General features: G+C 71.9%; 24 protein-coding genes. All 24 read left to right on the forward strand.

Annotation, left to right across the window (positions count from 1 at the left end; all coding sequences use genetic code 11):
• Window positions 1-100 precede the first annotated feature (100 nt).
• The 24 genes from argS to ABKW28_RS14180 all read left to right on the forward strand — a co-directional run bounded on the left by argS (window position 101) and on the right by ABKW28_RS14180 (window position 23,358).
• Complete coding sequence (gene argS / locus ABKW28_RS14065) at window positions 101-1,768, forward strand: arginine--tRNA ligase (RefSeq protein ID WP_193667512.1); 1,668 nt, start codon at window positions 101-103, stop codon at window positions 1,766-1,768.
• A gap of 5 nt (window positions 1,769-1,773) precedes the next feature.
• On the forward strand, window positions 1,774-3,192 hold the full coding sequence (gene lysA / locus ABKW28_RS14070) for a diaminopimelate decarboxylase (protein ID WP_193667511.1): 1,419 nt from the start codon (window positions 1,774-1,776) through the stop codon (window positions 3,190-3,192).
• A complete protein-coding gene (locus ABKW28_RS14075) occupies window positions 3,189-4,502 on the forward strand; it encodes a homoserine dehydrogenase (protein ID WP_348610675.1) in 1,314 nt (437 codons plus the stop codon). Before lysA ends, ABKW28_RS14075 begins: the two co-directional genes overlap by 4 nt.
• Window positions 4,499-5,626 (forward strand): threonine synthase, encoded by a 1,128-nt coding sequence (gene thrC, locus ABKW28_RS14080; RefSeq protein ID WP_193667509.1) that lies wholly within the window; start codon window positions 4,499-4,501, stop codon window positions 5,624-5,626. Before ABKW28_RS14075 ends, thrC begins: the two co-directional genes overlap by 4 nt.
• Window positions 5,627-5,630: 4 nt before the next feature.
• Window positions 5,631-6,542 carry a homoserine kinase gene (gene thrB, locus ABKW28_RS14085; protein ID WP_348610678.1) on the forward strand — a complete coding sequence of 304 codons (912 nt, stop codon included), beginning with the start codon at window positions 5,631-5,633 and terminating at the stop codon, window positions 6,540-6,542.
• A gap of 166 nt (window positions 6,543-6,708) precedes the next feature.
• Window positions 6,709-8,607 (forward strand): transcription termination factor Rho, encoded by a 1,899-nt coding sequence (gene rho, locus ABKW28_RS14090; RefSeq protein ID WP_348610681.1) that lies wholly within the window; start codon window positions 6,709-6,711, stop codon window positions 8,605-8,607.
• 162 nt (window positions 8,608-8,769) lie between these two features.
• Window positions 8,770-9,141, forward strand: coding sequence for a response regulator (locus ABKW28_RS14095; protein ID WP_193667507.1), 372 nt, complete (start codon window positions 8,770-8,772; stop codon window positions 9,139-9,141).
• A gap of 16 nt (window positions 9,142-9,157) precedes the next feature.
• The gene (locus ABKW28_RS14100) at window positions 9,158-10,684 is read left to right on the forward strand and encodes an ATP-binding protein (RefSeq protein ID WP_193667506.1); all 1,527 of its coding nucleotides are present in this window, start codon (window positions 9,158-9,160) and stop codon (window positions 10,682-10,684) included.
• 137 nt (window positions 10,685-10,821) lie between these two features.
• A complete protein-coding gene (gene rpmE / locus ABKW28_RS14105; protein ID WP_179617069.1) occupies window positions 10,822-11,031 on the forward strand; it encodes a 50S ribosomal protein L31 in 210 nt (69 codons plus the stop codon).
• Window positions 11,032-11,147: 116 nt separating this feature from the next.
• Entirely contained in the window at window positions 11,148-12,221 is a 1,074-nt protein-coding gene (prfA, locus tag ABKW28_RS14110; RefSeq protein WP_348610684.1) for a peptide chain release factor 1, read from the forward strand.
• A complete protein-coding gene (gene prmC, locus ABKW28_RS14115; RefSeq protein WP_193667504.1) occupies window positions 12,222-13,064 on the forward strand; it encodes a peptide chain release factor N(5)-glutamine methyltransferase in 843 nt (280 codons plus the stop codon). It begins immediately after the preceding gene.
• Complete coding sequence (locus tag ABKW28_RS14120; protein WP_193667503.1) at window positions 13,061-13,738, forward strand: L-threonylcarbamoyladenylate synthase; 678 nt, start codon at window positions 13,061-13,063, stop codon at window positions 13,736-13,738. Before prmC ends, ABKW28_RS14120 begins: the two co-directional genes overlap by 4 nt.
• A gap of 11 nt (window positions 13,739-13,749) precedes the next feature.
• Window positions 13,750-14,895, forward strand: coding sequence for an MraY family glycosyltransferase (locus ABKW28_RS14125; RefSeq protein ID WP_193667502.1), 1,146 nt, complete (start codon window positions 13,750-13,752; stop codon window positions 14,893-14,895).
• Between the two features lie 121 nt (window positions 14,896-15,016).
• On the forward strand, window positions 15,017-15,493 hold the full coding sequence (locus ABKW28_RS14130; protein ID WP_348610687.1) for a hypothetical protein: 477 nt from the start codon (window positions 15,017-15,019) through the stop codon (window positions 15,491-15,493).
• Window positions 15,494-15,520: 27 nt separating this feature from the next.
• A complete protein-coding gene (locus ABKW28_RS14135; protein ID WP_348610690.1) occupies window positions 15,521-15,763 on the forward strand; it encodes an AtpZ/AtpI family protein in 243 nt (80 codons plus the stop codon).
• A gap of 79 nt (window positions 15,764-15,842) precedes the next feature.
• Complete coding sequence (gene atpB / locus ABKW28_RS14140; RefSeq protein WP_193667500.1) at window positions 15,843-16,634, forward strand: F0F1 ATP synthase subunit A; 792 nt, start codon at window positions 15,843-15,845, stop codon at window positions 16,632-16,634.
• Between the two features lie 137 nt (window positions 16,635-16,771).
• Window positions 16,772-16,960, forward strand: a complete 189-nt coding sequence (locus tag ABKW28_RS14145) for a F0F1 ATP synthase subunit C (RefSeq protein WP_179617595.1) — start codon at window positions 16,772-16,774, stop codon at window positions 16,958-16,960.
• Between the two features lie 35 nt (window positions 16,961-16,995).
• A complete protein-coding gene (locus ABKW28_RS14150) occupies window positions 16,996-17,535 on the forward strand; it encodes a F0F1 ATP synthase subunit B (RefSeq protein ID WP_179617064.1) in 540 nt (179 codons plus the stop codon).
• A 1-nt stretch (window position 17,536) separates the two neighbouring features.
• Window positions 17,537-18,355 carry a F0F1 ATP synthase subunit delta gene (locus tag ABKW28_RS14155; RefSeq protein ID WP_193667499.1) on the forward strand — a complete coding sequence of 273 codons (819 nt, stop codon included), beginning with the start codon at window positions 17,537-17,539 and terminating at the stop codon, window positions 18,353-18,355.
• Window positions 18,356-18,405: 50 nt separating this feature from the next.
• Window positions 18,406-20,043, forward strand: coding sequence for a F0F1 ATP synthase subunit alpha (atpA, locus tag ABKW28_RS14160; protein WP_193667498.1), 1,638 nt, complete (start codon window positions 18,406-18,408; stop codon window positions 20,041-20,043).
• 2 nt (window positions 20,044-20,045) lie between these two features.
• Window positions 20,046-20,960: a F0F1 ATP synthase subunit gamma gene (locus ABKW28_RS14165; protein WP_193667497.1), complete on the forward strand. Its 915-nt coding sequence runs from the start codon at window positions 20,046-20,048 to the stop codon at window positions 20,958-20,960.
• Between the two features lie 18 nt (window positions 20,961-20,978).
• A complete protein-coding gene (gene atpD / locus ABKW28_RS14170) occupies window positions 20,979-22,433 on the forward strand; it encodes a F0F1 ATP synthase subunit beta (protein WP_193667496.1) in 1,455 nt (484 codons plus the stop codon).
• Window positions 22,433-22,831 (forward strand): F0F1 ATP synthase subunit epsilon, encoded by a 399-nt coding sequence (locus ABKW28_RS14175; RefSeq protein WP_348610693.1) that lies wholly within the window; start codon window positions 22,433-22,435, stop codon window positions 22,829-22,831. The genes atpD and ABKW28_RS14175 overlap by 1 nt, the downstream gene beginning before the upstream one ends.
• 77 nt (window positions 22,832-22,908) lie before the next feature.
• Window positions 22,909-23,358, forward strand: a complete 450-nt coding sequence (locus ABKW28_RS14180; protein WP_341231109.1) for a DUF2550 domain-containing protein — start codon at window positions 22,909-22,911, stop codon at window positions 23,356-23,358.
• Window positions 23,359-23,663: the final 305 nt, after the last annotated feature.

Consider the following 23,663-nt stretch of genomic DNA (forward strand, 5'->3'; position numbering starts at 1 on the left):
CCGGGGTCGGGGCGACGAATCCGGTACGCCGCTGCCGCGGCCGGTCCCAGGCCCCGACATCGATGCGGGTCGCGACCGTGCGCGCCGATAGGCTGGACGGGTGACTCCCGAACAGCTCTCCACCGCGATCGTCGACGTGCTGACGACGCTGTCCGACGAGGGTGCGATCACCCTGCCGGACGGTGTCCCTGCGAGCGTGACCGTGGAGCGACCCCGGCAGAAGGGGCACGGCGACTACGCCACGAACGTCGCCCTGCAGCTGGCCAAGAAGGCCGGGACCAACCCGCGCGCCCTCGCCGGGCTCGTCCAGGAGCGCCTGGCCGCGGTCGACGGCGTCGCCGACGTCGAGATCGCCGGCCCGGGCTTCCTCAACATCTCCGTGTCCGCCGGTGCCCAGGGCGCGGTGGCCGCGCAGGTCGTCGCCGCAGGCGAGGCCTACGGCGCCTCCGACGCGTTCGCCGGCGAGAAGATCAACCTCGAGTTCGTCTCGGCCAACCCGACGGGGCCCATCCACATCGGCGGCGTGCGCTGGGCCGCGGTGGGCGACGCCCTGGGCCGGATCTTCACCATGACCGGCGCCGAGGTCACCCGCGAGTACTACTTCAACGACCACGGCTCGCAGATCGACCGCTTCAGCGGCTCGCTGCTCGCCGCGGCGAAGGGGGAGCCGGCTCCCGAGGACGGCTACGGCGGGCAGTACGTCCACGACATCGCCGCGCGGGTCCTCGAGGTGCGCCCCGACGCCCTGCAGGACCCCGACCCGCAGGAGGCCTTCCGGGCGGTCGGCGTGGACCTGATGTTCACCGAGATCAAGCAGAGCCTGCACGACTTCGGTGTCGACTTCGACGTCTACTTCCACGAGGACGAGCTGCACAAGTCCGGCGCCGTCGAGCGGGCCGTCACCCGGCTGCGCGAGCTCGGCACCGTCTACGAGCAGGACGGCGCGGTGTGGCTGGCCACCGAGCGCTTCGGCGACGACAAGGACCGGGTCGTCATCAAGAGCGACGGCCAGGGCGCCTACCTCTCCGGCGACCTCGCCTACTACCTCGACAAGCGCGAGCGGGGCTTCGACCGCTGCCTGATCATGCTCGGCGCCGACCACCACGGCTACGTCGGGCGGATGAACGCCATGTGCGCCGCCTTCGGCGACACCCCGGGCACCAACCTCGAGATCCTGATCGGCCAGATGGTCAACCTGGTCCGCGACGGGCAGCCGCTGCGGATGTCCAAGCGCGCCGGGACCGTGGTCACCATCGACGACCTGGTCGGAGCCATCGGCGTCGACGCCGCGCGCTACGCCCTGGCGCGCTACAGCTCCGACTCCAACATCGACCTCGACCTCGACCTGTGGTCGCGCGCCGACAGCGACAACCCGGTCTACTACGTCCAGTACGCGCACGCCCGGATCTCCTCGATCCTGCGCAACGCCGCCGACCTCGGCTTCGCCGGGCCCGGCTCGGTGCCCGAGGACTTCGACCCCGCCCTGCTCTCGCACGAGAAGGAGGGCGAGCTGCTGCGTGCGCTGGCCGAGTTCCCCCGGGTCGTGGCCAGCGCCGCCGAGCTGCGCGAGCCGCACCGGGTGGCGCGCTACCTCGAGGACACCGCGGGGGTCTACCACCGCTTCTACGACAACTGCCGCGTGCTGCCGATGGGCGACGAGGAGCCGAACGACCTGCACCGGGCCCGCCTGGTGCTGGTGGCGGCGACCCGCACGGTGCTGGCCAACGGCCTGCGCCTGCTCGGGGTCTCGACGCCGGAGCGGATGTGAGCTGAGTGCCCGTCTCCCACGAGGCCGGCTGGGCGCACGCCGACGGGGCCCTGAAGGGTCCCTCCTGGCTGCGCCAGCCCGCCGACCCCAACGAGCTGGTCCAGCACCTGTGGTCGCGCACGGCGCGCAAGGACGACGGCGTGCTCAGCGTCGGCGGCGTCGCGCTGCCCGACCTGGTCGCCGAGCACGGCTCGCCGGCGTACGTGCTCGACGAGACCGACTTCCGCTCGCGGGCGGCCGCGTTCCGCGACGCCTTCGCCGACTACGACGTCTTCTACGCCGGCAAGGCGTTCCTGTGCACCGCCGTCGCGCGCTGGGTCGCCGACGAGGGGCTGTGCCTCGACGTGTGCACCGGCGGTGAGCTGGCGGTCGCCGAGCGGGCCGGCTTCCCGATGGACCGCGTCGGGTTCCACGGCAACAACAAGTCGCCCGCCGAGATCGAGCGGGCGGTGCGGCTCGGCGTGGGCCGGGTCATCGCCGACTCCACCGCCGAGATCGAGCGGCTCGCGGAGGTCGCCGAGCGCCTGGGCACCACGGTGCGGGTGATGGTGCGGGTGACGGCGGGCGTCGAGGCGCACACCCACGAGTACATCGCCACCGCCCACGAGGACCAGAAGTTCGGCTTCTCCATCACCTCCGGCGACGCCCTCGAGGCCGTACGCCGCGTGCAGGAGGCCCCGGGTCTCGAGCTGCTGGGCCTGCACTCCCACATCGGCAGCCAGATCTTCGACTCCTCGGGCTTCGAGGTGGCGGCGCGCCGCGTGCTCGCGCTGCACGCACGGGTAGCCGACGAGCTCGGCGTCACGATGCCCGAGATGGACCTCGGCGGCGGATTCGGCATCGCCTACACCACCCAGGACGACCCCGCCGAGCCGGCGCAGCTGGCCGCGGAGATGTCGGCGATCGTCGAGCACGAGTGCCGCGCGCTGGGCATCGACGTGCCGGCCCTGTCCATCGAGCCGGGCCGCGCGATCGTCGGACCCTCGGTCTGCACCGTCTACGAGGTCGGCACCGTCAAGCCGGTGCGCCTCGACGGGGGCGCGGTGCGCACCTACGTCTCGGTCGACGGGGGCATGAGCGACAACATCCGCACCGCCCTCTACGACGCCGACTACTCCTGCACGCTGGCCGGGCGCGCCTCCGCGGCGGCCCCGCTGCTGGCCCGGGTGGTCGGCAAGCACTGCGAGGCCGGCGACGTCGTGGTCAAGGACGAGTTCCTGCCCGGCGACGTCGCGCCGGGCGACCTGGTGGCGGTGCCGGGCACCGGCGCCTACTGCCGCTCGATGGCCTCGAACTACAACCACACGCTGCGCCCCCCGGTGATCGCGGTGCGGGACGGGGTCGCGCGTGTGGTCGTACGACGTGAGACTGAGCAGGACCTGTTGGCAACGGACGTGGATGACCCCGAGGTGATCGAGTCGTGACGGAGAGTGGCAAGCCGCTCAAGGTGGCCGTGCTGGGCTGTGGCTCGGTGGGCTCCCAGGTGGTGCGCCTGCTCGTGGAGCAGGCCGCCGACCTGGGCGCCCGCGTGGGTGTGCCGGTCGAGCTGGCCGGGGTGGCCGTGCGCCGCCTCGACGCGGCCCGCGAGGTGGAGGTGCCCGAGGGGCTGCTGACCACCGACGCCGAGGGCCTGGTGGCCCGCGACGACGTCGACCTCGTGGTCGAGGTCATCGGCGGCATCGAGCCCGCGCGCAGCCTGATCCTGTCGGCGCTCGAGCACGGTGCGTCCGTGGTCACGGCCAACAAGGCCCTGCTCGCCGAGGACGGACCGACCCTCTTCGAGGCGGCGGCCAAGGCCGGTCGCGACCTCTACTACGAGGCCGCCGTCGCCGGCGCGATCCCGATCCTGCGCCCGCTGCGCGAGTCGCTGGCCGGCGACAAGGTGACGCGGGTGCTGGGCATCGTCAACGGCACCACCAACTTCATCCTCGACAAGATGGACTCCTCCGGCGCCGGCTTCGCCGACGCGCTCGAGGAGGCCCAGGAGCTGGGCTACGCCGAGGCCGACCCGACCGCCGACGTCGAGGGCTTCGACGCCGCGGCCAAGGCCGCGATCCTGGCCTCGCTGGCCTTCCACACCCGCGTCACCGCCTCCGACGTCCACCGCGAGGGCATCACCGAGGTCAGCGCCGCCGACGTCGCCTCGGCGACCGAGATGGGCTGCGTGGTCAAGCTGCTGGCGATCTGCGAGCTGCGCGAGCAGCCGGGAGGCGACGAGGCCGTCTCGGTGCGCGTGCACCCGGCGATGATCCCGCGCAGCCACCCGCTGGCCTCGGTCCGCGAGGCCTACAACGCCGTCTTCGTGGAGTCCGAGGCCGCCGGCCAGCTGATGTTCTACGGTCCCGGGGCCGGCGGCGCGCCGACGGCCTCGGCCGTGCTCGGTGACCTGGTCACCGTGGCCCGCAACCGGCGCGAGGGCGTCACCGGCGCCGGCGAGTCGGCGTACGCCGACCGGGCCGTGCTGCCGATGGGCGAGGCCCGCACCCGCTACCACGTGGCCATCGACGTCGACGACCGCGCCGGTGTGCTGGCCACGGTCGCGACCGCCTTCGCCGAGCACGGCGTCTCGATCCGCACCGTGCACCAGGAGGGCCGCGACGACGACGCCCAGCTGGTCGTGGTCTCCCACGAGGCCACCGACGCCCAGCTGCGCGCCACCGTCGAGCACCTGCAGCAGATGGACATCGTGCGCGAGGTCAGCTCGGTGATGCGCGTCGAAGGAGGAGCAGAGTGAGCACCCACCAGCTCGACCGCGAGGCCGGTCGCGCCACCCACCAGTGGCGCGGTGTCATCGAGGAGTACCGCCACCTGCTCGAGATCCCGCAGGACGCGCCGGCGGTGACGCTGCGCGAGGGCGGCACCCCGCTGGTGCACTCCGAGTGGCTCTCGGGGCTGACCGGCGCCGAGGTGCACCTCAAGGTCGAGGGCGACAACCCCACCGGCTCCTTCAAGGACCGCGGCATGACCGCGGCGATCTCGGTGGCCAAGCACGAGGGCGCGCGCGCCGTGGTCTGCGCCTCGACGGGCAACACCTCGGCCTCGATGGCGGCGTACGCCGCCAAGGCCGGCCTGACCCCACTGGTGCTGGTGCCCGAGGGCAAGATCGCCGCCGGCAAGATGGCCCAGGCGATCGTGCACGGCGCCCAGGTGATCATGGTGCGCGGCAACTTCGACGACTGCCTGCAGATCGCCAAGGAGCTGGCCGAGCAGTACCCGGTGGCCCTGGTGAACTCGGTCAACCCGGTGCGGCTGCAGGGCCAGAAGAGCGCGGCGTTCGAGATCGTCGACTTCCTCGGCGACGCCCCCGACTTCCACCTGCTGCCGGTCGGCAACGCGGGCAACATCTCGGCGTACTGGATGGGCTACCGGCAGTTCGCCGAGCTCGGCCGCGCCACCAGGCGGCCGGTGATGCGCGGGTTCCAGGCCGAGGGCGCCAGCCCGCTGGTGACCGGCGAGCCGTTCCCCGAGCCCGAGACCAAGGCCACCGCGATCCGCATCGGCAACCCCGCCTCGTGGTCGCTCGCGGTCGAGGCGGCCGAGGAGTCCGGCGGCCGGTTCGCAGCCGTCAGCGACGAGCAGATCCTCGACGCGCAGCGCAGGCTGGCCCAGCGCGACGGCGTCTTCGTCGAGCCGGCCTCGGCCGCCGGCGTCGCCGGGCTGCTGCAGGAGCTCGAGGCGGGGGAGTCCTACGCCGGCTCGACGGTCGTGGTCACCGTGACCGGGCACGGCCTCAAGGACACCGCGACGGCGCTGGAGGCCTACTCGGTCGCCCAGGCCGAGCAGGGACGCCCCGGCATCGTCGACACCGTGATCGACAACGACGTCGTCGCCGCCGCCCGCGCCGCCGGGCTCGCCTGACCCGATGACCTCCTTCGTCACCGGGCCGGTGCGCGTCACGGTGCCGGCCACCTCGGCCAACCTCGGTCCCGGCTTCGACTCGATGGGGCTCGCGCTCGACCTGCGCGACGAGCTCGAGGCCGAGGTCGTCGGTGACGGTGTCGAGGTGCTGGTGGAGGGCGCCGGCGCCGAGGGCGTGCCGCGCGACGCCACCCACCTGGTGGTGCGGGCGATGCAGGTGGCCTTCGACGCGATGGGCGTGCGCCCCCCGGGCCTGCGGCTGCACTGCCGCAACGTGATCCCGCACGCGCGCGGCCTGGGCTCGTCCTCCGCCGCGATCGTCGCCGGCGTCACGCTCGGGCGTGCCCTGGTGGCGGGCGGTGCGCTGCTGCTCGACGACGACCGGGTGCTCGACCTGTGCGCCGGCCTCGAGGGACACCCCGACAACGTGGCTCCGGCCCAGCTGGGCGGCTTCGTGGTCGCTGGTCGGGACGACGACGGTGGCTTCTACGCCGTGCCCTGCCCGGTCGACCCGCGCGTCGGCGCGGTCGTGATGGTGCCGCCGACCCCGGTCTCCACCGAGCAGGCCCGCGGGCTGCTGCCGGCCACGGTGCCGCACGCCGATGCCGCGGCCGACGCGGGTCGGGCCGCGCTGCTGGTGGCCGCGCTGGCCGGTCAGCCCGAGCACCTGCTGCGCGCCACCCGCGACTACCTGCACCAGGACTACCGCCGCCCGGCGATGCCCGAGTCGCTCGAGCTGGTCGACCGGTTGCGCGCCGACGGCGTGGCCGCGGTCGTGTCCGGGGCCGGACCGACCGTCCTGGCGTTCTGCGACGGCCCGGCGACCGCCCTGACCGCCTCGCTGCTCGAGAGGTGCCCCGCGGGCTGGTGGGCCTCCTACCTGGCCCTGGACACCAGCGGCGTGCGGGTGCTCTGAGCCCGCCGCGCGCCGGTGCTAGTCTGACCGCGCGCCGACGACCAGCTCCTCCGGCGTGCACCCGCGATCTGCGGGGTGCGTCCCTCTCCGCCGTGCGGTGGCGGGACCAGTGACCAGCAGCCCCCGGCCAGCCCCGGCGGCTCCGCGAGACGTCGATAGGACCCACGTGACGCAAGACTCCGTCCCCGCGCCCGACGAGGCCAGCACCCCCAAGAAGCGGGCCGGGGGACTGAACGGGATGCTCATCGCCGACCTCAAGTCACTGGCCGCCGGGCTCGGCATCGCCGGTGCCGGAGGGATGCGCAAGGCCCAGCTGGTCGAGGCGATCAAGGCCGCCCAGTCGCAGCCGAAGGCCCAGTCGCAGCCGAAGGCCCAGTCCGAGCCGAAGGCCCAGCCCCAGGAGAAGACCCCGGAGGCGCCGGCCTCGGCCGGCACGACCCGGACCACCACGACCACGCGCCAGCGCACGCGGGTGCGTGCCGACCAGCCTGCCGCCGCCCAGCCTGCTGCCCAGCCTGAGCAGCCCGCCCAGGACAAGGGCCAGGACAAGGGCAAGGGCCAGGACAAGAGCCAGGACAAGAGCCAGGACAAGGGCCGCGAGCAGCAGGGTCGCGGGCAGCAGGACAGGTCCGCGCAGGACAAGCAGTCGCAGCAGGACAAGCAGTCCGGCAACCAGGGCAACCAGGGCAACCAGGACAAGCAGGACAAGCAGGGCGGCAAGCAGAACCAGAACCAGCAGAACCAGCAGAACCAGCAGAACCAGCAGAACCAGCAGGGCCAGCAGGACCAGGGTGACGACGACGGCGACGGACGTGGACGCAGCCGGCGTCGTCGCGGCCGCGACCGGGACCGCACCCGCGGCGGCAGCGGCAGCGGCGGTGGCGGTGGCGGCGGGCGCAACGAGCCCGACACCACGGTGCTCGAGGACGACGTGCTGGTCCCCGCCGCGGGCATCCTCGACGTGCTCGACAACTACGCGTTCGTGCGCACCAGCGGCTACCTGCCCGGTGCCGACGACGTCTACGTCTCGCTCTCGATGGTGCGCAAGTTCGGGCTGCGGCGCGGCGACGCGGTCGTCGGCCAGGTGCGCCAGCCCCGCGAGGGCGAGCGCAAGGAGAAGTTCAACCCGATGGTGCGCATCGAGAGCGTCAACGGCGCCGACCCCGACGCCGCCCGCACCCGGGTGGAGTTCGAGAAGATGACGCCCCTGCACCCCTCCGAGCGGCTGCGCCTCGAGAAGGGTCCCGACGACCTCATCGGCCGCACGATCGACCTGGTGGCGCCGATCGGCAAGGGCCAGCGCGGGCTGATCAGCTCGCCCGCCCACGCCGGCAAGACCGCCGTGCTGCAGGGCGTGGCCGCCTCGCTGAGCGCCAACAACCCCGAGTGCCACCTCATGGTGGTGCTGGTCGACGAGCGGCCCGAGGAGGTCACCGACTACGAGCGCTCGGTCAAGGGCGAGGTCATCTCCTCGACCTTCGACCGCCAGCCCTCCGACCACACGGTCGTCGCCGAGCTGGCGATCGAGCGGGCCAAGCGTCTCGTCGAGCTGGGCCACGACGTCGTCGTGCTCCTCGACGGCATCACGCGGCTCGGTCGTGCCTACCACCTGGCCGGCACCGGCAGCGGCCGGGTGCTCTCGGGCGGCGTCGACTCGACGGCCCTGCACCCGCCCAAGCAGTTCTTCGGCGCGGCCCGCAACATCGAGAACGGCGGCTCGCTGACGGTGCTGGCCACCGCCACGGTCGAGAGCGGCTCCAAGGTCGACGAGGTGATCTTCGAGGAGCTCACCGGCACGGCCAACATGGAGCTGCGGCTGAGCCGCGAGCTGGCGATGCGGCGGGTCTTCCCCGCCGTCGACGTCGCCCGCTCCGGCACCCGTCACACCGAGCTGCTCCTGGGCGAGGGCGAGCTGCCGGTCGTCGAGGCGCTGGTCGACGCGCTGGCCCAGCAGGGCAGCGAGGCCGCCATGCGCGACCTCCGCGAGCGGCTGACGAGCACCCAGACGAACTACGAGATGCTCAGCGGCTTCCAGCGCGCGCCCGGCCGGGCAGCGCGCCGGTGACCGCGGCCGGCGTCGGCGTACGACGTCGACGCGGGCCCGGCACAGCCGAATCGGCGGTGTGCCCGTCGTCGCGGCAGCGATACGGATACGCTGTCGCCCACATGCTGGCGGCCCTCCTAGGGAGGCCGGAGGGTCAGCCGGAGAGAGAGGAAGCCTCGCAACGTGGCACGCATCCTGGTCGCTGACGACGACGTCGACATCCGAGAGCTGGTGGAGTTCAAGCTCTCCACCCTGGGCCACGAGATCACCGCGGTGGCCGACGGCGCCGCGGCTGTCGAGGCGTGCCAGGCCTCGCGGCCCGACCTGGCGGTGCTCGACGTGATGATGCCGGGGGTCTCCGGGCTCGAGGCCATCCGTGCGATCCGTGCCGACCCGGGGCTGGCCGACCTTCCCGTCATCCTGCTGACCGCGCGAGCGCAGGAGTCCGACGTCGAGTCGGGCTTCGACTCCGGCGCCGACGACTACATCACGAAGCCCTTCAGCCCGCGTGAGCTCGCGGCGAGGGTCGAGGCGCTGTTGTCCCGGTCGGTCTGAGCGCGGCGCGGACACGGTGGTCGTCACCGAGGGCTCGAGCCCGCGCACCGTCGCCCGGACCCTGACCCCGGCGCTGCACCGCCTGGCCGTCCTGATCGGCGTCATCGCCCTGATCGCGATCGTGGGCGTGGTGCTCTCCACCCGCGCCGTCGACGACCTCACCGAGGGGCTGCAGCCGGCCTCGGTGGGCAACCAGGCGGTGCTGCAGGACCTGACCGACCTCGAGTCGGCCGTCGGCGCGTGGGCGCGCAGCGGCGAGCCCGGTGCGCTGGACGACTACCAGCAGGCGCTCGCCAGGCTGCCGGGGCACCAGCAGGTCGTCGCGCAGTACGCCGCCGCCGACGCACCGCTGATGGCCCTGGTGCAGGCGCAGCGCGACGCTGCCGAGCGCTGGCTGGTCGACTACGCCCAGCCACGGGTCCAGGCGCCCGGCGGTGCCGAGACCTTCCAGCTGCGTCGCTACCGCCAGGGCCAGCGCCTCTTCGAGCAGGTGCGGGCCGCGCACCAGGAGACCGCCGCGCTGTTCGGCAGCCGGGTGCGCGAGGCCAGCGCCGCCGCGACCTGGCGCCTGCGGGCCACCATCGGGTCGGTGGCGCTGCTGACCCTGCTGGGCTGGCTCGTGGTCGGTCGGTCCCGGGCGCGGCTGCTGGCAGAGGTCTCGCGCCCGCTGGTGGCGCTCGAGGGCGTCGTGCACCAGATGGCCAAGGACCCCACCGTCCGGGCCCGGCCCGAGGGCCCGCGCGAGGTCCGCTCCGTCGCGCTGGCCCTCAACGACCTCGCCGACGCCCAGTCGCGGGCGCGCGCGGTGGAGCACAAGGTGACCGAGGAGCTGCGCGTGCTCGACACCGCGCGCGACGACTTCGTCTCCAACGTCTCCCACGAGCTGCGGACCCCGCTGACCACGATCCACGGCTACCTCGAGATGGTGGCCGAGGAGTTCGAGGACACGATGTCGCCGCGCCACGAGCGGATCCTCGAGGCCAGCCGGCGCAACGTCGCCCGCCTCAAGACGCTCATCGACGACCTGCTGACCCTGTCGAAGGCCGAGAACCGGGCCACCTCGCTGGAGGCGGTCGACCTGGTCCCGCTGGTGCGCGACGCCGTCACCGACGTCTCCATCACCGCCTCGGGCCGCGGCATCGTGGTCGAGCAGGACCTCGGGGAGCACCCCGTCGTCGTGCTGGCCGACCGGCCGATGCTCGGGCGTGCCTTCCTCAACCTGCTCAGCAACGCGGTGAAGTTCAGCCTCGAGCAGGGCCGGGTCACGGTCTCGCTGCGCATCGAGGAGACCGACGGGCGCCGCTCCGGCGTCGTCACGGTGCTCGACCGGGGCATCGGCATCCCCTCCGCCGAGCTCGAGCGCCTCGGCAGCCGGTTCTTCCGCGCCTCCAACGCCGTGACCAACGAGATCGCCGGCACCGGCCTGGGGCTGCGGATCGTGCAGACCATCGTCGACAAGCACGGCGGCGACGTGCGCATCGACTCCGAGGAGGGCCGGGGCACCCGCGTCGTGGTGCGGATCCCGCTCCAGTCCGACGGCTGAGCCCCGGTCACGGCCCGGCTGGAATTGGAAGGTGCCGAGTTTGGTTGGCACAATACGACCGGCTCCGGTTCACGTCCCCGCACCGCACCCGCGGAGAAGACGGCGGCGACCCGGCGGCCCCGACGAAAGAGGGAAGCATGAAGAAGGACATCCACCCGGAGTACACCGAGACCCAGGTGACCTGCACCTGCGGCAGCACCTTCACCACCCGCAGCACCGCGACCTCCGGCACCATGCGTGCCGACGTCTGCTCGCAGTGCCACCCGTTCTACACCGGCAAGCAGAAGATCCTCGACACCGGCGGCCGCGTGGCCCGCTTCGAGGCCCGCTACGCCAAGAAGAAGTAGCTCCACCTCGAGCGCCGGTCCACCGCCCCGCGGCGGTGGACCGGCGCTCGTCATTTGTCCCGCCCTGTTGTCCTGCCCCGTCCCGCCCGTCGCTCGTCCGACCCCAGGAGCCACCGATGTTCGAGGCCGTCGAGAGCATGCTCGCCGAGCACGCCGAGCTCGAGCAGCGTCTCGCCGAGCCCGAGACGCACGCCGACGCCCGGCTGGCCAAGCGGCTCAACCGCCGCTACTCCGAGCTCTCGGCGGTGATCCGCACCTGGCGGGAGTGGCAGCGCCTCGGCGAGGACGCCGGCGCGGCCCGCGAGCTCGCCGGCGAGGACCCCGCCTTCGGCGAGGAGGCGGTCGAGCTCGACGCGCGCCGCGAGGAGGCGGCCGAGCGGTTGCGCCGGCTGCTGGTGCCGCGCGACGAGACCGACGACAAGGACGCGCTGCTGGAGGTGAAGTCCGGTGAGGGCGGCGAGGAGTCCGCCCTGTTCGCCGGTGACCTGCTGCGGATGTACACCCGCTACGCCGAGCGCCACGGCTGGTCGGTGGGGGTCCTCGACTCGACCGAGTCCGACCTGGGTGGCTACAAGTCGGTCACGGTGGCGGTCAAGGCCAAGGGCACGCCCGAGCCGGGGGAGGCCCCGTTCGCCCGGCTGAAGTTCGAGGGCGGCGTGCACCGCGTGCAGCGGGTGCCGGTCACCGAGTCGCAGGGGCGCGTGCACACCAGCGCGGCAGGGGTCCTGGTGCTGCCCGAGGCCGAGCAGGTCGACGTCAGCATCGACGAGAACGACCTGCGCATCGACGTCTTCCGCTCCAGCGGCCCCGGCGGCCAGAGCGTCAACACCACCGACTCCGCGGTGCGGATCACGCACGTGCCGAGCGGCATCGTGGCCAGCTGCCAGAACGAGAAGAGCCAGCTGCAGAACCGGGAGCAGGCGATGCGGATCCTGCGCGCCCGGCTGCTGGCGGTGGCCCAGGAGGCGGCCGCGGCCGAGGCGAGCGACGCCCGGCGCAGCCAGGTGCGCACCGTCGACCGCTCCGAGCGCATCCGCACCTACAACTACCCCGAGAACCGCATCTCCGACCACCGCACCGGCTACAAGTCCTACAACCTCGACCAGGTCCTCGACGGCGACCTCGGTCCGGTCATCGCGTCGTGCACCGACGCCGACATGGCCGCGCGTCTCGCTGCGCTGGAGGACTGAGTGACCGCGCGGCGGGTGGTCCTCTCGACCGCTGTGGAGCGGCTGCGTGCGGCCGGCGTCCCCAGCCCCGAGCACGACGCCGCCGAGCTGCTCGCCCACGTGCTGGGCACCGAGCGCGGTCGGCTGGTGCTGGTCGAGGAGGTCGGGCCGGACGCGCTGCCGGCGTACGATGCCCTGGTCGCGCGCCGCGCCGCCCGCGAGCCGCTGCAGCACCTCACCGGTCGCGCCTGGTTCCGCCACGTCGAGCTGGCCGTGGGGCCCGGGGTGTTCGTGCCCCGCCCCGAGACCGAGCTGCTGGCCGGCTGGGCGGTCGAGCAGGCCGGCCTGCTCGACGAGCCGGTGGTCGTCGACCTGTGCACCGGCTCGGGCGCGGTGGCCAGGTCGGTGGCCCACGAGGTGCCCGCGGCGCGGGTGCACGCCGTCGAGCTCGACCCGGCCGCGCACGCCTGGGCCGAGCGCAACCTGCTCGGCACCGGTGTCGACCTGCGGCTGGGCGACATGGCCACCGAGCTCGAGGAGCTCGCCGGCACCGTCGACGTGGTCGTGTGCAACCCGCCGTACGTGCCTCTCGAGGCGTGGGAGTCGGTCGCCCCGGAGGCCCGCGACCACGATCCGCACCTCGCGCTCTTCTCCGGCGACGACGGGCTCGACGCGCTGCGCGTGCTCGAGCGTCGCGCCGCGGTGCTGCTGCGTCCCGGGGGAGTGCTCGGGGCCGAGCACGCCGACGTGCAGGGCTCCTCCGCACCCGACGTGCTCAGTGCCAGCGGGCGGTGGCGCGACGTGCGCGACCACCGCGACCTGGCAGGGCGTGCACGCTTCGTGACGGCGAGGCTGGCACGATGACCTCCATGGAACGCCACGGGACCTCCACGCCCGACGAGCGCGAGCAGGCGCTGGACGCCGCCAGCCTGGCCGTCCAGCGCGGCGGTCTCGTGGTGCTGCCCACCGACACCGTCTACGGCATCGGTGCCGACGCCTTCGACCCGGCCGCGGTGCGCGCGCTGCTCAAGGCCAAGGGCCGCGGTCGGGACATGCCGCCGCCGGTGCTGGTCAGCGCCGCCACCACGCTCGACGCGCTGGCCGTGCGGGTGCCCGGCTACGCACGGGCGCTGGTCGAGGCGTTCTGGCCCGGGCCGCTGACCATCGTGTGCCACCAGCAGACCTCGCTGCAGTGGGACCTCGGTGACACCCGCGGCACCGTGGCGGTGCGGATGCCCGACCACGAGGTCGCCCGTGAGCTCCTGGAGCGCACCGGTCCGCTGGCGGTGAGCTCGGCGAACCTCACCGGCCGTCCCGCCGCGACCGACGCCGACGCCGCGCAGGAGATGCTCGGCGAGCACGTCGACGTGATCGTCGACGCCGGCCCCAGCCCGCAGGGCGCCGACGGGGCGCAGCCCTCCACGATCGTCGACGTGACCGGCGCCCAGGGCCGCGTGCTGCGCGTCGGTGCGCTCTCGCTCGACCAGCTCAACGCCGTCCTCGAGCCGCTCGGCGCGACGCTGACCGCCGAGGACTGAGCGGGCGAGCGGTGCGCGAGTACATCCTGGTCTTCCTCGTCGCGGCGTCGGTCACCTACCTGCTCACGGTGATCGCGCGCGAGATCGCGCTGCGCACCGGGGCCGTGGCCCGGGTCCGCGACCGCGACGTGCACGCGGAGCCGATCCCCTACCTGGGCGGCCTGGCGATGCTGGGCGGGCTGGTGGCGGCCTACCTGGTCGCGCGCGAGCTGCCGTTCCTCTCGCTGAGCGGGGCCGTGGTCTTCCGCGACGCCGGTGTGGTGATCGTCGCGGGAGCGCTCATCTGTGCGGTGGGGGTGCTCGACGACCTCTTCGAGCTCGACGCCCTGACCAAGCTGGGCGGCCAGCTGCTGGCGGCGGGGTTCCTGGTGGCCTTCGGAGTGCAGTTCTACTTCTTCACCGGCCCCGACGGGCAGGTCTTCTCGCTCGACCCCACCCAGAGCGCGCTGCTGACCGGCTTCCTGGTCGTGGCGACGATCAACGCGGTGAACTTCGTCGACGGCCTCGACGGCCTCGCCGCCGGCGTCGTGGGCGTGGGTGCGCTGGCGTTCTTCCTGTTCTGCTACCAGCTCACCAGCCTCAACAACGCACCCCGGGCCACGACGGCGGCGCTGCTGGCGGTGGCGCTGGCGGGGGCCTGCGTGGGCTTCCTGCCCCACAACTTCAACCCGGCCCGGCTGTTCATGGGCGACTCCGGGTCGATGCTGATCGGGCTGGTGCTCTCGGCCAGCGCGGTCACCCTCACCGGGCAGTTCGCCGGCTCCGACCTGTCCCAGGGCGGGGCGGGCTCCCAGGCGAGCCTGGCCCCGACGCTGCTGCCGCTGCTGCTGCCGATCACCATCCTGGTGGTCCCGCTGCTCGACCTGGTGCTGGCCGTGGTGCGCCGCACCCGGGCCGGCAGGTCGCCGTTCGCCCCCGACAAGCAGCACCTGCACCACCGGCTGCTCGAGATCGGCCACTCGCAGCGTCGTGCCGTGCTGATCATGTGGATGTGGGCGGCCCTGGTCGCCTTCGGGACGGTGCTGGCCAGCCTCTACTCCGGGCCGTGGGTGGTGGCTGCGCTGGCCGGGGGAGCCGGGCTGACGGTGGCGCTGACCTTCCTGCTGCCGGTGCTGCACCGGCCCGGGCACGCAGTGCCCGCCGGACCCCCCGCCTGAGGCGGCCCTGGATCGTTCCAGTTGCCGGGCCCCGGCGACCTTGTGATAGTTTTCACGAGGTGGCGCGGCTGGTTCCGCACCACACCTCGACCCCCGTCTGTCCCCCAGAGAACGGCCGCCGATGACGTCCGCGACGACCGCCCACGAGCACCGCCGCCCCGGCGCGGTGGCTCTGCACGGGGTCGTCGCGGCTGCGGCACTGGCACCCGGCCTGCTGGTCGCGGGCGTCGGCGCCCTCGTCGCCGGACCCGACGCGGCGGGCGCGGCCCTGATCGGGGCACTGGCCGTCCTCGGGGTGATGCTCTTCGGGTCGGTGACCGTCGACGTCGTCAGCGGCCTGATGCCGCACGCCTCGCTGATGGTGGCACTGCTGACCTACACGCTGCAGCTGGTGCTCGTGGTGGTCCTGCTGGTGACGCTGTCCGAGCAGCCCGCCTTCGCCGGGGTCGCCGAGCGCCGCTGGCTCTTCGGCGGCCTGCTGGCCGTCGTGCTGGCCTGGATGGCCGGGCAGGTCACGGCCGCGGTCCGGGTGCGCATCCCCGTCTACGACCTGCGCGAGCGCTCGCGTACCTCCGAGGACGCGGGTGACGCGACGTGACCCACGACTGCTATCGTCCGGATCGCCATGGCGCCGAGAGACCACGTCCCCGATCGCTCGAGCGAGCCGTCGACGGACCCCTGGGCCGCGTTCGGCTCGTTGGGCGCCGGTGTGCTTCTCTACGGCGGCCTGGGCTGGGCGGGGGACCGCTGGCTGGGGACTGCGTTCCTGCTGCCGACGGGCCTCGTGCTCGGCGCGGTGCTGGGGTTCTACGTGGTGATCGTCCGCTTCGGACGCGCACCGCAGGAGCCCTCGGACCCCGAGGCGTGACCACCAGGCCCAGCACGGGCACCATGAGCACGAGCACGATCTTCTGCACCGAATGCGACACGAAGGAGACAGGGCGTTGATGTCTGACACCATTGCGGTGATCATGGCCGCGGAGGGCTTCACGCCCCCTGGGCCGGCTGACTTCGACCTGCCGCCGATCATCGGCGAGGTCACCAAGCCGATGGTCATGGTCAGCCTGTCCGTGGTGCTGATCTTCGCGCTCTTCTACGCGATGTCGCGCAAGGCGGCCATCGTCCCCGGACGCATGCAGTTCGCCGGCGAGTTCGTCTACGGCGGCGTGCGCAACTCCATCGCCCGCGAGTCCATCGGCTCCGAGCACTTCATGAAGTTCGTGCCCTACCTCTTCGCGCTGTTCACCTTCGTGCTGGTGAACAACTACTTCGGCATGATCCCGATCGTGCAGTTCCCGACGTTCTCGCACTCGGGCTACGCCTACGGCCTGGCGGCACTCTCGTGGCTGCTCTACAACGGCGTGGGGATCTGGCGCCACGGCGCGCTGGGCTACCTCAAGCACGTCTCGGTGCCGGCCGGTGTCAGCGGCGTCATGCTGCTGCTGATCGTGCCCCTGGAGATCCTGTCCAACATCGTGGTGCGCCCCGTGACGCTGGCGCTGCGACTCTTCGCCAACATGTTCGCCGGCCACCTGCTGCTGATCCTCTTCGCTCTCGGCGGCGAGTACCTGCTGGTCGAGGCCTCGCCCTCCGCGCTCAACATCGTGGGCGGCATCGGTGCGATCATCATGTTCTTCCTCGTCAGCGCCCTCGAGCTGCTGGTGATGTTCCTGCAGGCCTACGTCTTCACGCTGCTGACCGCGATGTACGTCGCCGGTGCGGTTGCCGAGGAGCACTGAGCCGACCGCGCCCAGGCGCACCGTGCGGCCCGTCCGCACCCCCGATTCCCACAACTTCATATGGTCAACAAAGTCATGAGACTCCACGACGCGCCCTGCGTCACGACGAAAGGAAAGCTGTGACCGGCTCTCTCAACATGCTCGGCTACGGCGTCGCCACGATCGGTCCCGCCATCGCGGTCGGCCTGATCTTCGCTGCCTACATCAACGGTGTCGCCCGCCAGCCCGAGGCCCAGTCGCGCCTCCAGTCGATCGCGATCCTCGGCTTCGCGCTCGCCGAGGCCCTGGCGATCATCGGCATCGCGCTCGCCTTCGCCATCCAGTGACCTACGCCTCGGCGCCCTACCTCACGAGGTGATACATGTCTGAGTCCGTTCGGGCAGCGGAAGAGCTCAACCCGCTGATCCCGCACCTGTCCGAGATCATTCTCGGCGCAGTCTGGTTCCTCATCCTGCTCGGCCTGATCTGGAAGTTCGTCGTCCCGAACTTCGAGAAGGCCTACGCCGACCGCACCGCCGCCATCGAGGGCGGCCTCGCGGCGGCGGAGACCAAGCAGGCCGAGGCCGACGCCAAGCTCGCCGAGCTCGAGGCCCAGCTCGCGGACGCCCGCCACGAGGCGGCGCGCATCCGTGAGGAGGCCCGCGAGCAGGGCGCTGCGATCGTCAGCGACCTGCGTGCGCAGGGGCAGGCCGAGCAGACCCGCATCGTCGAGGCCGGCAAGGCGCAGATCGAGGCGGAGCGCCAGCAGGCGGTCGCGTCGCTGCGCGCCGAGGTCGGCTCGCTGGCCACGGGCCTGGCCGGTCGCATCGTCGGGGAGAGCCTGGAGGACGAGGCCCGCCAGGGTCGCGTCGTCGAGCGCTTCCTCGCCGACCTCGAGACCGGGACGCCGGGGGTCAACTGAGATGACCTCGGACTTCCGCGGAGCATCGGCCGACGCCGTCGCCACGCTGACCGGTGAGCTGGAGACCTCGGTCTCCGGCTCGCCGGAGGTCGCCACGCAGGTCAGTCGCGACCTCTTCTCGGTCGCCACGACCCTGCGCGGCGAGGGGGCGCTGCGGCGTTTCGTCACCGACGCCTCGGTGGCCCCCGAGGCCCGTCAGGGACTCGTGGACCAGGTCCTCGGCGGCAAGGTGAGCGAGCAGGCCCTGGTCGTGCTGCGCGCGGCGGTGAGCCGTCGCTGGACCAGGACCCGTGACCTCGCCGACGCCCTCGAGCACCTCAGCGTCGTGACGCTGGTGCGCTCGGCGGGTGGCGACGCCTCGCGCCTCGCCGACGAGATGTTCGCCTTCGGGCAGGCGGTCAGGTCGACGCCGGCCCTGCGCGACGCACTCTCCGACCCCGCCCGCTCCCACCAGGACAAGGCCCGGCTCGTCGAGGACCTCCTCGCCGGCAAGGTCCTTCCCGCCACGCTCAGCCTGGTCACCCAGGCGCTCGCCGGCACCTACCGCACCGTCGGTGTGGCGCTGGCCGAGTACCAGAAGGTGGCCGCCGAGGCCCAGCACCAGGGCGTCGCCACGGTGCGGGTCGCACGCGACCTGCCCGACGACGAGCGCGCCCGCCTCGCCGGCGCCCTCGAGCGTCAGTACGGCCGGCCCGTCCACCTCAACGTGGTCGTCGATCCCGCCGTCCTCGGTGGCATCCGGGTCGAGATCGGCGACGACGTCATCGACGGGACGATCTCGAGCCGTCTCGACGACGCCCGCCGCCGCCTCGTCGGCTGACCGCCCGCACCAACCCGACTTCGTAGAGACACAAGAGAGAAGGCACCAAGATGACGGAGCTCTCCATCCGTCCGGACGAGATCCGTGACGCGCTTGCCAAGTACGTCGCCGACTACCAGCCCGACGCGTCCAGCCGCGAAGAGGTCGGCTACGTCGCCTCCGCCGGCGACGGCATCGCCCGCGTCAGCGGTCTGCCCTCGGCCATGGCGAACGAGCTGCTGGAGTTCGAGGACGGCACCCGGGGCCTGGCCCTGAACCTCGACACCCGCGAGATCGGCGTCGTCATCCTCGGTGACTTCGACAAGATCGAGGAGGGTCAGACCGTGCGCCGCACCGGCGAGATCCTCTCGGTCCCGGTCGGCGACGACTTCATGGGCCGTGTGGTCGACCCGCTCGGCAACCCCATCGACGGTCTCGGCGAGATCTCCGCCGTGGGTCGTCGTGCCCTGGAGCTGCAGGCCCCGACGGTGATGGACCGCAAGTCGGTGCACGAGCCGATGGCCACCGGCATCAAGGCGATCGACTCGCTCACCCCGATCGGGCGCGGCCAGCGCCAGCTGATCATCGGTGACCGCGCGACCGGCAAGACCACGATCGCGATCGACACGATCATCAACCAGAAGCAGAACTGGGACTCCGGCGACCCGACGAAGCAGGTGCGCTGCATCTACGTCGCGATCGGCCAGAAGGGCTCGACCATCGCCTCCGTGCGTGGCGCCCTCGAGGAGGCCGGCGCGCTGGAGTACACCACCATCGTGGCCTCGCCGGCCTCGGACTCGGCGGGCTTCAAGTACCTCGCGCCGTACACCGGCTCGGCCATCGGCCAGCAGTGGATGTACGACGGCAAGCACGTCCTGATCGTGTTCGACGACCTGACCAAGCAGGCCGAGGCCTACCGCGCCGTGTCGCTGCTGCTGCGTCGCCCGCCGGGCCGCGAGGCCTACCCGGGTGACGTCTTCTACCTGCACAGCCGCCTGCTCGAGCGCTGCGCGAAGCTCTCCGACGAGCTGGGCGCGGGCTCGATGACCGGCCTGCCGATCATCGAGACCAAGGCCAACGACGTCTCGGCGTTCATCCCGACCAACGTCATCTCGATCACCGACGGCCAGATCTTCCTGCAGTCCGACCTCTTCGCCGCCAACCAGCGCCCGGCCATCGACGTGGGCGTCTCGGTCTCGCGCGTGGGTGGTGCCGCCATGACCAAGGCGATGAAGAAGGTCACCGGCTCGCTCAAGGTCGACCTGGCGCAGTTCCGCGCCATGGAGGCCTTCGCGATGTTCGCCTCCGACCTCGACGCCGCCTCGCGCCAGCAGCTCGACCGCGGCCAGCGCCTGATGGCGCTGCTCAAGCAGTCGGCCTACTCGCCGTACCCGCTCGAGGACATGGTGGTCTCGATGTGGCTGGGCACCACCGGTCGCCTCGACCGCGTGCCCGTCGGCGACGTGATCCGCTTCGAGCAGGAGTTCATCGACTACGTGCGCCGCTCGCACGAGGGCATCTTGTCCTCGATCCGCGAGACGCAGAAGTTCGAGGACGAGGACGGCCTGGAGAGCGCGTACGACTCCTTCCTCGACCAGTTCGAGACCTCCGACGGCGGCTCGATCAAGATCGGCCACGAGGCCGACGCCGAGGCGATGGAGGACGACGAGCTCGGCCAGGAGCAGATCGTCAAGCAGAAGCGGGGCTGACCATGGCCGTATCGCTGCGTGAGTACCGCGCGCGGATCAAGTCGACCGAGTCGATGAAGAAGATCACGCGCGCCATGGAGCTCATTGCTGCGTCCCGGATCGTCAAGGCGCAGCAGCGGGCACAGGCGGCAGCGCCGTACGCCCGCGAGCTGACCCGTGCGGTGTCGGCGGTGGCGACGTTCTCGGACGTCGACCACCCGCTGACCAAGGAGGAGGAGAACCCCAAGCGGGCCGCCGTCCTGATCGTCACGAGCGACCGTGGCCTGGCCGGGGCCTACTCCTCGAGCGTGCTCAAGGAGGCCGAGAGGCTCGCCGAGCGCCTGCGCGAGGAGGGCAAGGAGATCGACACCTTCATCGCGGGCCGCAAGGGCGAGGCGTACTACAAGTTCCGCCAGCGTCCGGTCGAGCAGACCTGGACCGGGTTCTCCGACCAGCCGTCCTACGACGTCGCCGCGGAGATCGGGGAGACCCTGATCGAGCGGTTCCTGCGCGAGCAGGGCGAGGAGGGCGACGTCGACGAGGTGCACGTGGTCTACACGCGCTTCGTGTCGATGCTGACCCAGGAGCCGACCGCGGTGCGGCTGCTGCCGCTCGAGGTCGTCGAGGGCGAGGAGGCCCCCGAGGAGTCCGAGCTGCTGCCGCTCTACGAGTTCGAGCCCTCGCCCGAGGCGGTGCTCGACGGGCTGCTGCCGCAGTACGTCCAGTCGCGGATCTTCTTCTGCCTGCTGCAGGCGGCCGCCTCCGAGCTCGCCGCCCGCCAGAAGGCGATGAAGTCGGCCACCGACAACGCCGAAGAGCTCATCAAGAAGTACAAGCGGATCGCCAACCAGGCCCGCCAGGCCGGCATTACCCAGGAAATCAGCGAGATCGTCGGTGGCGTCAACGCGCTCGCCGATGCCAACGCCGGTGCCGAATAAGTGGAGTGAGTGAGAGACATGACTGCAACGCTTGAAGAGACCACCCAGGCCGGCGGCGCCAGCGTGGGGCGCATCGCCCGCGTGATCGGCCCGGTCGTCGACGTGGAGTACCCCGTCGACAACATGCCCGACATCTACAACAAGCTCACCGCCGAGGTCGTCCTCAACGGTGAGACCACGGTGCTGCCCCTCGAGGTGGCCCAGCACATCGGTGACGGCATGGTCCGTGCCATCTCGCTGAAGCCGACCGACGGCCTCGTGCGCGGCGGCCAGGTCATCGACACTGGTGAGCCGATCATGGTGCCGGTTGGCGACGTGACCCTGGGTCGCGTCTTCAACGCCACCGGCGACGTGCTGAACCTCGAGGAGGGCGAGCAGCTCGCCGAGCACGAGCGCTGGGGCATCCACCGCAAGGCGCCCGCCTTCGACCAGCTCGAGTCGAAGACCCAGATGTTCGAGACCGGCATCAAGGTCATCGACCTGCTGACGCCCTACGTGCAGGGCGGCAAGATCGGCCTGTTCGGCGGCGCCGGTGTGGGCAAGACGGTGCTCATCCAGGAGATGATCGCCCGGGTGGCCAAGAACCACGGTGGTGTGTCGGTGTTCGCCGGTGTCGGCGAGCGCACCCGCGAGGGCAACGACCTCATCGTTGAGATGGAGGAGGCCGGCGTCCTCGGGCAGACCGCCCTCGTCTTCGGCCAGATGGACGAGCCGCCGGGCACCCGCCTGCGGGTGGCGCTCTCGGCGCTGACGATGGCGGAGTACTTCCGCGACGTGCAGAACCAGGACGTGCTGCTCTTCATCGACAACATCTTCCGGTTCACCCAGGCCGGCTCGGAGGTCTCGACCCTGCTGGGTCGGATGCCCTCGGCCGTGGGCTACCAGCCCAACCTGGCCGACGAGATGGGTGTGCTCCAGGAGCGGATCACCTCGACGCGAGGCAACTCGATCACCTCGATGCAGGCGATCTACGTCCCCGCGGACGACTACACCGACCCGGCGCCGGCCACCACGTTCGCCCACCTCGACGCGACCACCGAGCTGTCGCGCGAGATCGCCTCGCTGGGCATCTACCCGGCCGTGGACCCGCTGACCTCGACGTCGCGGATCCTCGACCCGCAGTACATCGGCAAGGAGCACTACGACTGCGCGATCCGCGTCAAGCAGATCCTGCAGCGCAACAAGGAGCTCCAGGACATCATCGCCATCCTCGGTGTCGACGAGCTGTCGGAGGAGGACAAGGTCATCGTGTCCCGCGCGCGCCGCATCCAGCGGTTCCTCTCGCAGAACACCTACGTGGCCAAGCAGTTCACCGGCATCGAGGGCTCGACCGTCCCGGTCGCCGACACGATCGAGGCGTTCAACAAGATCGCCGAGGGCGAGTACGACCACGTGGCCGAGCAGGCCTTCTTCATGTGCGGCGGTCTGGACGACGTCGAGAAGAAGTGGGCCGAGATCCAGAAGAACCTCTGATGGCGGACGAGATCGGCACCGGCCTGCAGGTCGAGCTGGTCGCCGCCGACCGGACCGTGTGGTCCGGCGAGGCGTCGATGGTGATCGCACGCACGACGGAGGGTGACCTGGGTGTGCTGCCCGGGCACGCCCCCCTGCTGTCGCTGCTCACCGAGGCCGCGGTGGAGATCAGCTCGGTCGAGGGTGTCGTGCACGCGGCGGTCGACGGCGGGTTCCTCTCCGTCGCCGGCGACCGTGTCTCGATCCTGACCGAGCACGCCCTGCTCGCCGAGGAGATCAAGATCGACGAGGCCAAGGCGGCGCTGGAGGCGGCCGAGGGCATGCCCACCGGCGACGAGCGCGAGCTGCACCTGCGGCGCGCCCAGGCCCGGATCCGGGCAGCCGAGAAGGCGGGCTGACCCCACCTGCTGGAGTCCCGACCGTGCCGCTAGGGTGATGCCCTCAGCGCGGTCGGGACTCAGGCAGGGGGACGTGGATGCCGGTGTGGCAGTGGCTGCTCGACGCAGCCGGTGTGCTCCTGGTGCTCGTCCTCCTCTACGGCCTCGCCCTGGTCGTGCGCCGTCGTGTCATCGCTCGTGACGGCGGCACCTTCGAGCTCAGCCACCGCGTCCGGTCCGACAGGGCCGGGCGCGGTTGGCTTCTCGGGATCGGGCGCTACTCGGGCGAGCAGCTCGAGTGGTTCCGCATCTTCTCCTTGTCGCCACGGCCCAAGCGCACCTGGGAGCGCAGCGAGCTGACCTACGAGGCTCGCCGCGCGCCGGAGGGTGCCGAGCAGTCCTCGCTGTTCCCCGACCACGTGGTCATCGTGTGCCGCAGCGCCACCGGGGCCGACGTCGAGCTGGCGATGGGAACATCGTCGCTGACCGGCTTCCAGTCGTGGCTGGAGGCACGCCCCCCGGGTGCGGAGATGCCCGGCTCCCGCTGACCGACGCCGTCGGTCGAGCAGTGACGAGCACCAGCGAGGAACGTCGTCGAGACCCGGTGAGGTGCCCACGCGCCGTACGCCGGGCCATCCTGCTGAGCGCGCAGTGGTCACGAACGGCAAGTCAGCAGCACTGCGAGACGTTGTCTGTGACCACTCCGCGCAGAGCCTCCGTCCCTCGCTGCTCGACCAATGGGCAGGTGCCCACGCGCCGTACGCCGTGTGGCTGCGGGGTTTCGAGCAACCCAGCGGCCAACCCCGGGCCGCGCCATGGCGCGGGGAATTCGACACATCGGTCACTCCAGGCC

The sequence above is a fragment of the Nocardioides sp. 31GB23 genome (assembly GCF_040012395.1).
GTDB classification, from domain to species: Bacteria; Actinomycetota; Actinomycetes; order Propionibacteriales; family Nocardioidaceae; genus Nocardioides; species Nocardioides salarius.

Bases quoted from the DNA above. Each gene is read 5' to 3' on its own strand.
- ABKW28_RS14130 (WP_348610687.1), top strand. From the start codon at position 15,017: ATGACGTCCGCGACGACCGCCCACGAGCACCGCCGCCCCGGCGCGGTG.
- ABKW28_RS14180 (WP_341231109.1), top strand. From the start codon at position 22,909: ATGCCGGTGTGGCAGTGGCTGCTCGACGCAGCCGGTGTGCTCCTGGTG.
- ABKW28_RS14165 (WP_193667497.1), top strand. From the start codon at position 20,046: ATGGCCGTATCGCTGCGTGAGTACCGCGCGCGGATCAAGTCGACCGAG.
- rpmE (WP_179617069.1), top strand. From the start codon at position 10,822: ATGAAGAAGGACATCCACCCGGAGTACACCGAGACCCAGGTGACCTGC.
- ABKW28_RS14120 (WP_193667503.1), top strand. From the start codon at position 13,061: ATGACCTCCATGGAACGCCACGGGACCTCCACGCCCGACGAGCGCGAG.
- prfA (WP_348610684.1), top strand. From the start codon at position 11,148: ATGTTCGAGGCCGTCGAGAGCATGCTCGCCGAGCACGCCGAGCTCGAG.
- atpD (WP_193667496.1), top strand. From the start codon at position 20,979: ATGACTGCAACGCTTGAAGAGACCACCCAGGCCGGCGGCGCCAGCGTG.
- atpB (WP_193667500.1), top strand. From the start codon at position 15,843: ATGTCTGACACCATTGCGGTGATCATGGCCGCGGAGGGCTTCACGCCC.
- ABKW28_RS14135 (WP_348610690.1), top strand. From the start codon at position 15,521: ATGGCGCCGAGAGACCACGTCCCCGATCGCTCGAGCGAGCCGTCGACG.
- ABKW28_RS14145 (WP_179617595.1), top strand. From the start codon at position 16,772: ATGCTCGGCTACGGCGTCGCCACGATCGGTCCCGCCATCGCGGTCGGC.
- ABKW28_RS14175 (WP_348610693.1), top strand. From the start codon at position 22,433: ATGGCGGACGAGATCGGCACCGGCCTGCAGGTCGAGCTGGTCGCCGCC.
- atpA (WP_193667498.1), top strand. From the start codon at position 18,406: ATGACGGAGCTCTCCATCCGTCCGGACGAGATCCGTGACGCGCTTGCC.
- ABKW28_RS14155 (WP_193667499.1), top strand. From the start codon at position 17,537: ATGACCTCGGACTTCCGCGGAGCATCGGCCGACGCCGTCGCCACGCTG.
- ABKW28_RS14150 (WP_179617064.1), top strand. From the start codon at position 16,996: ATGTCTGAGTCCGTTCGGGCAGCGGAAGAGCTCAACCCGCTGATCCCG.
- thrB (WP_348610678.1), top strand. From the start codon at position 5,631: ATGACCTCCTTCGTCACCGGGCCGGTGCGCGTCACGGTGCCGGCCACC.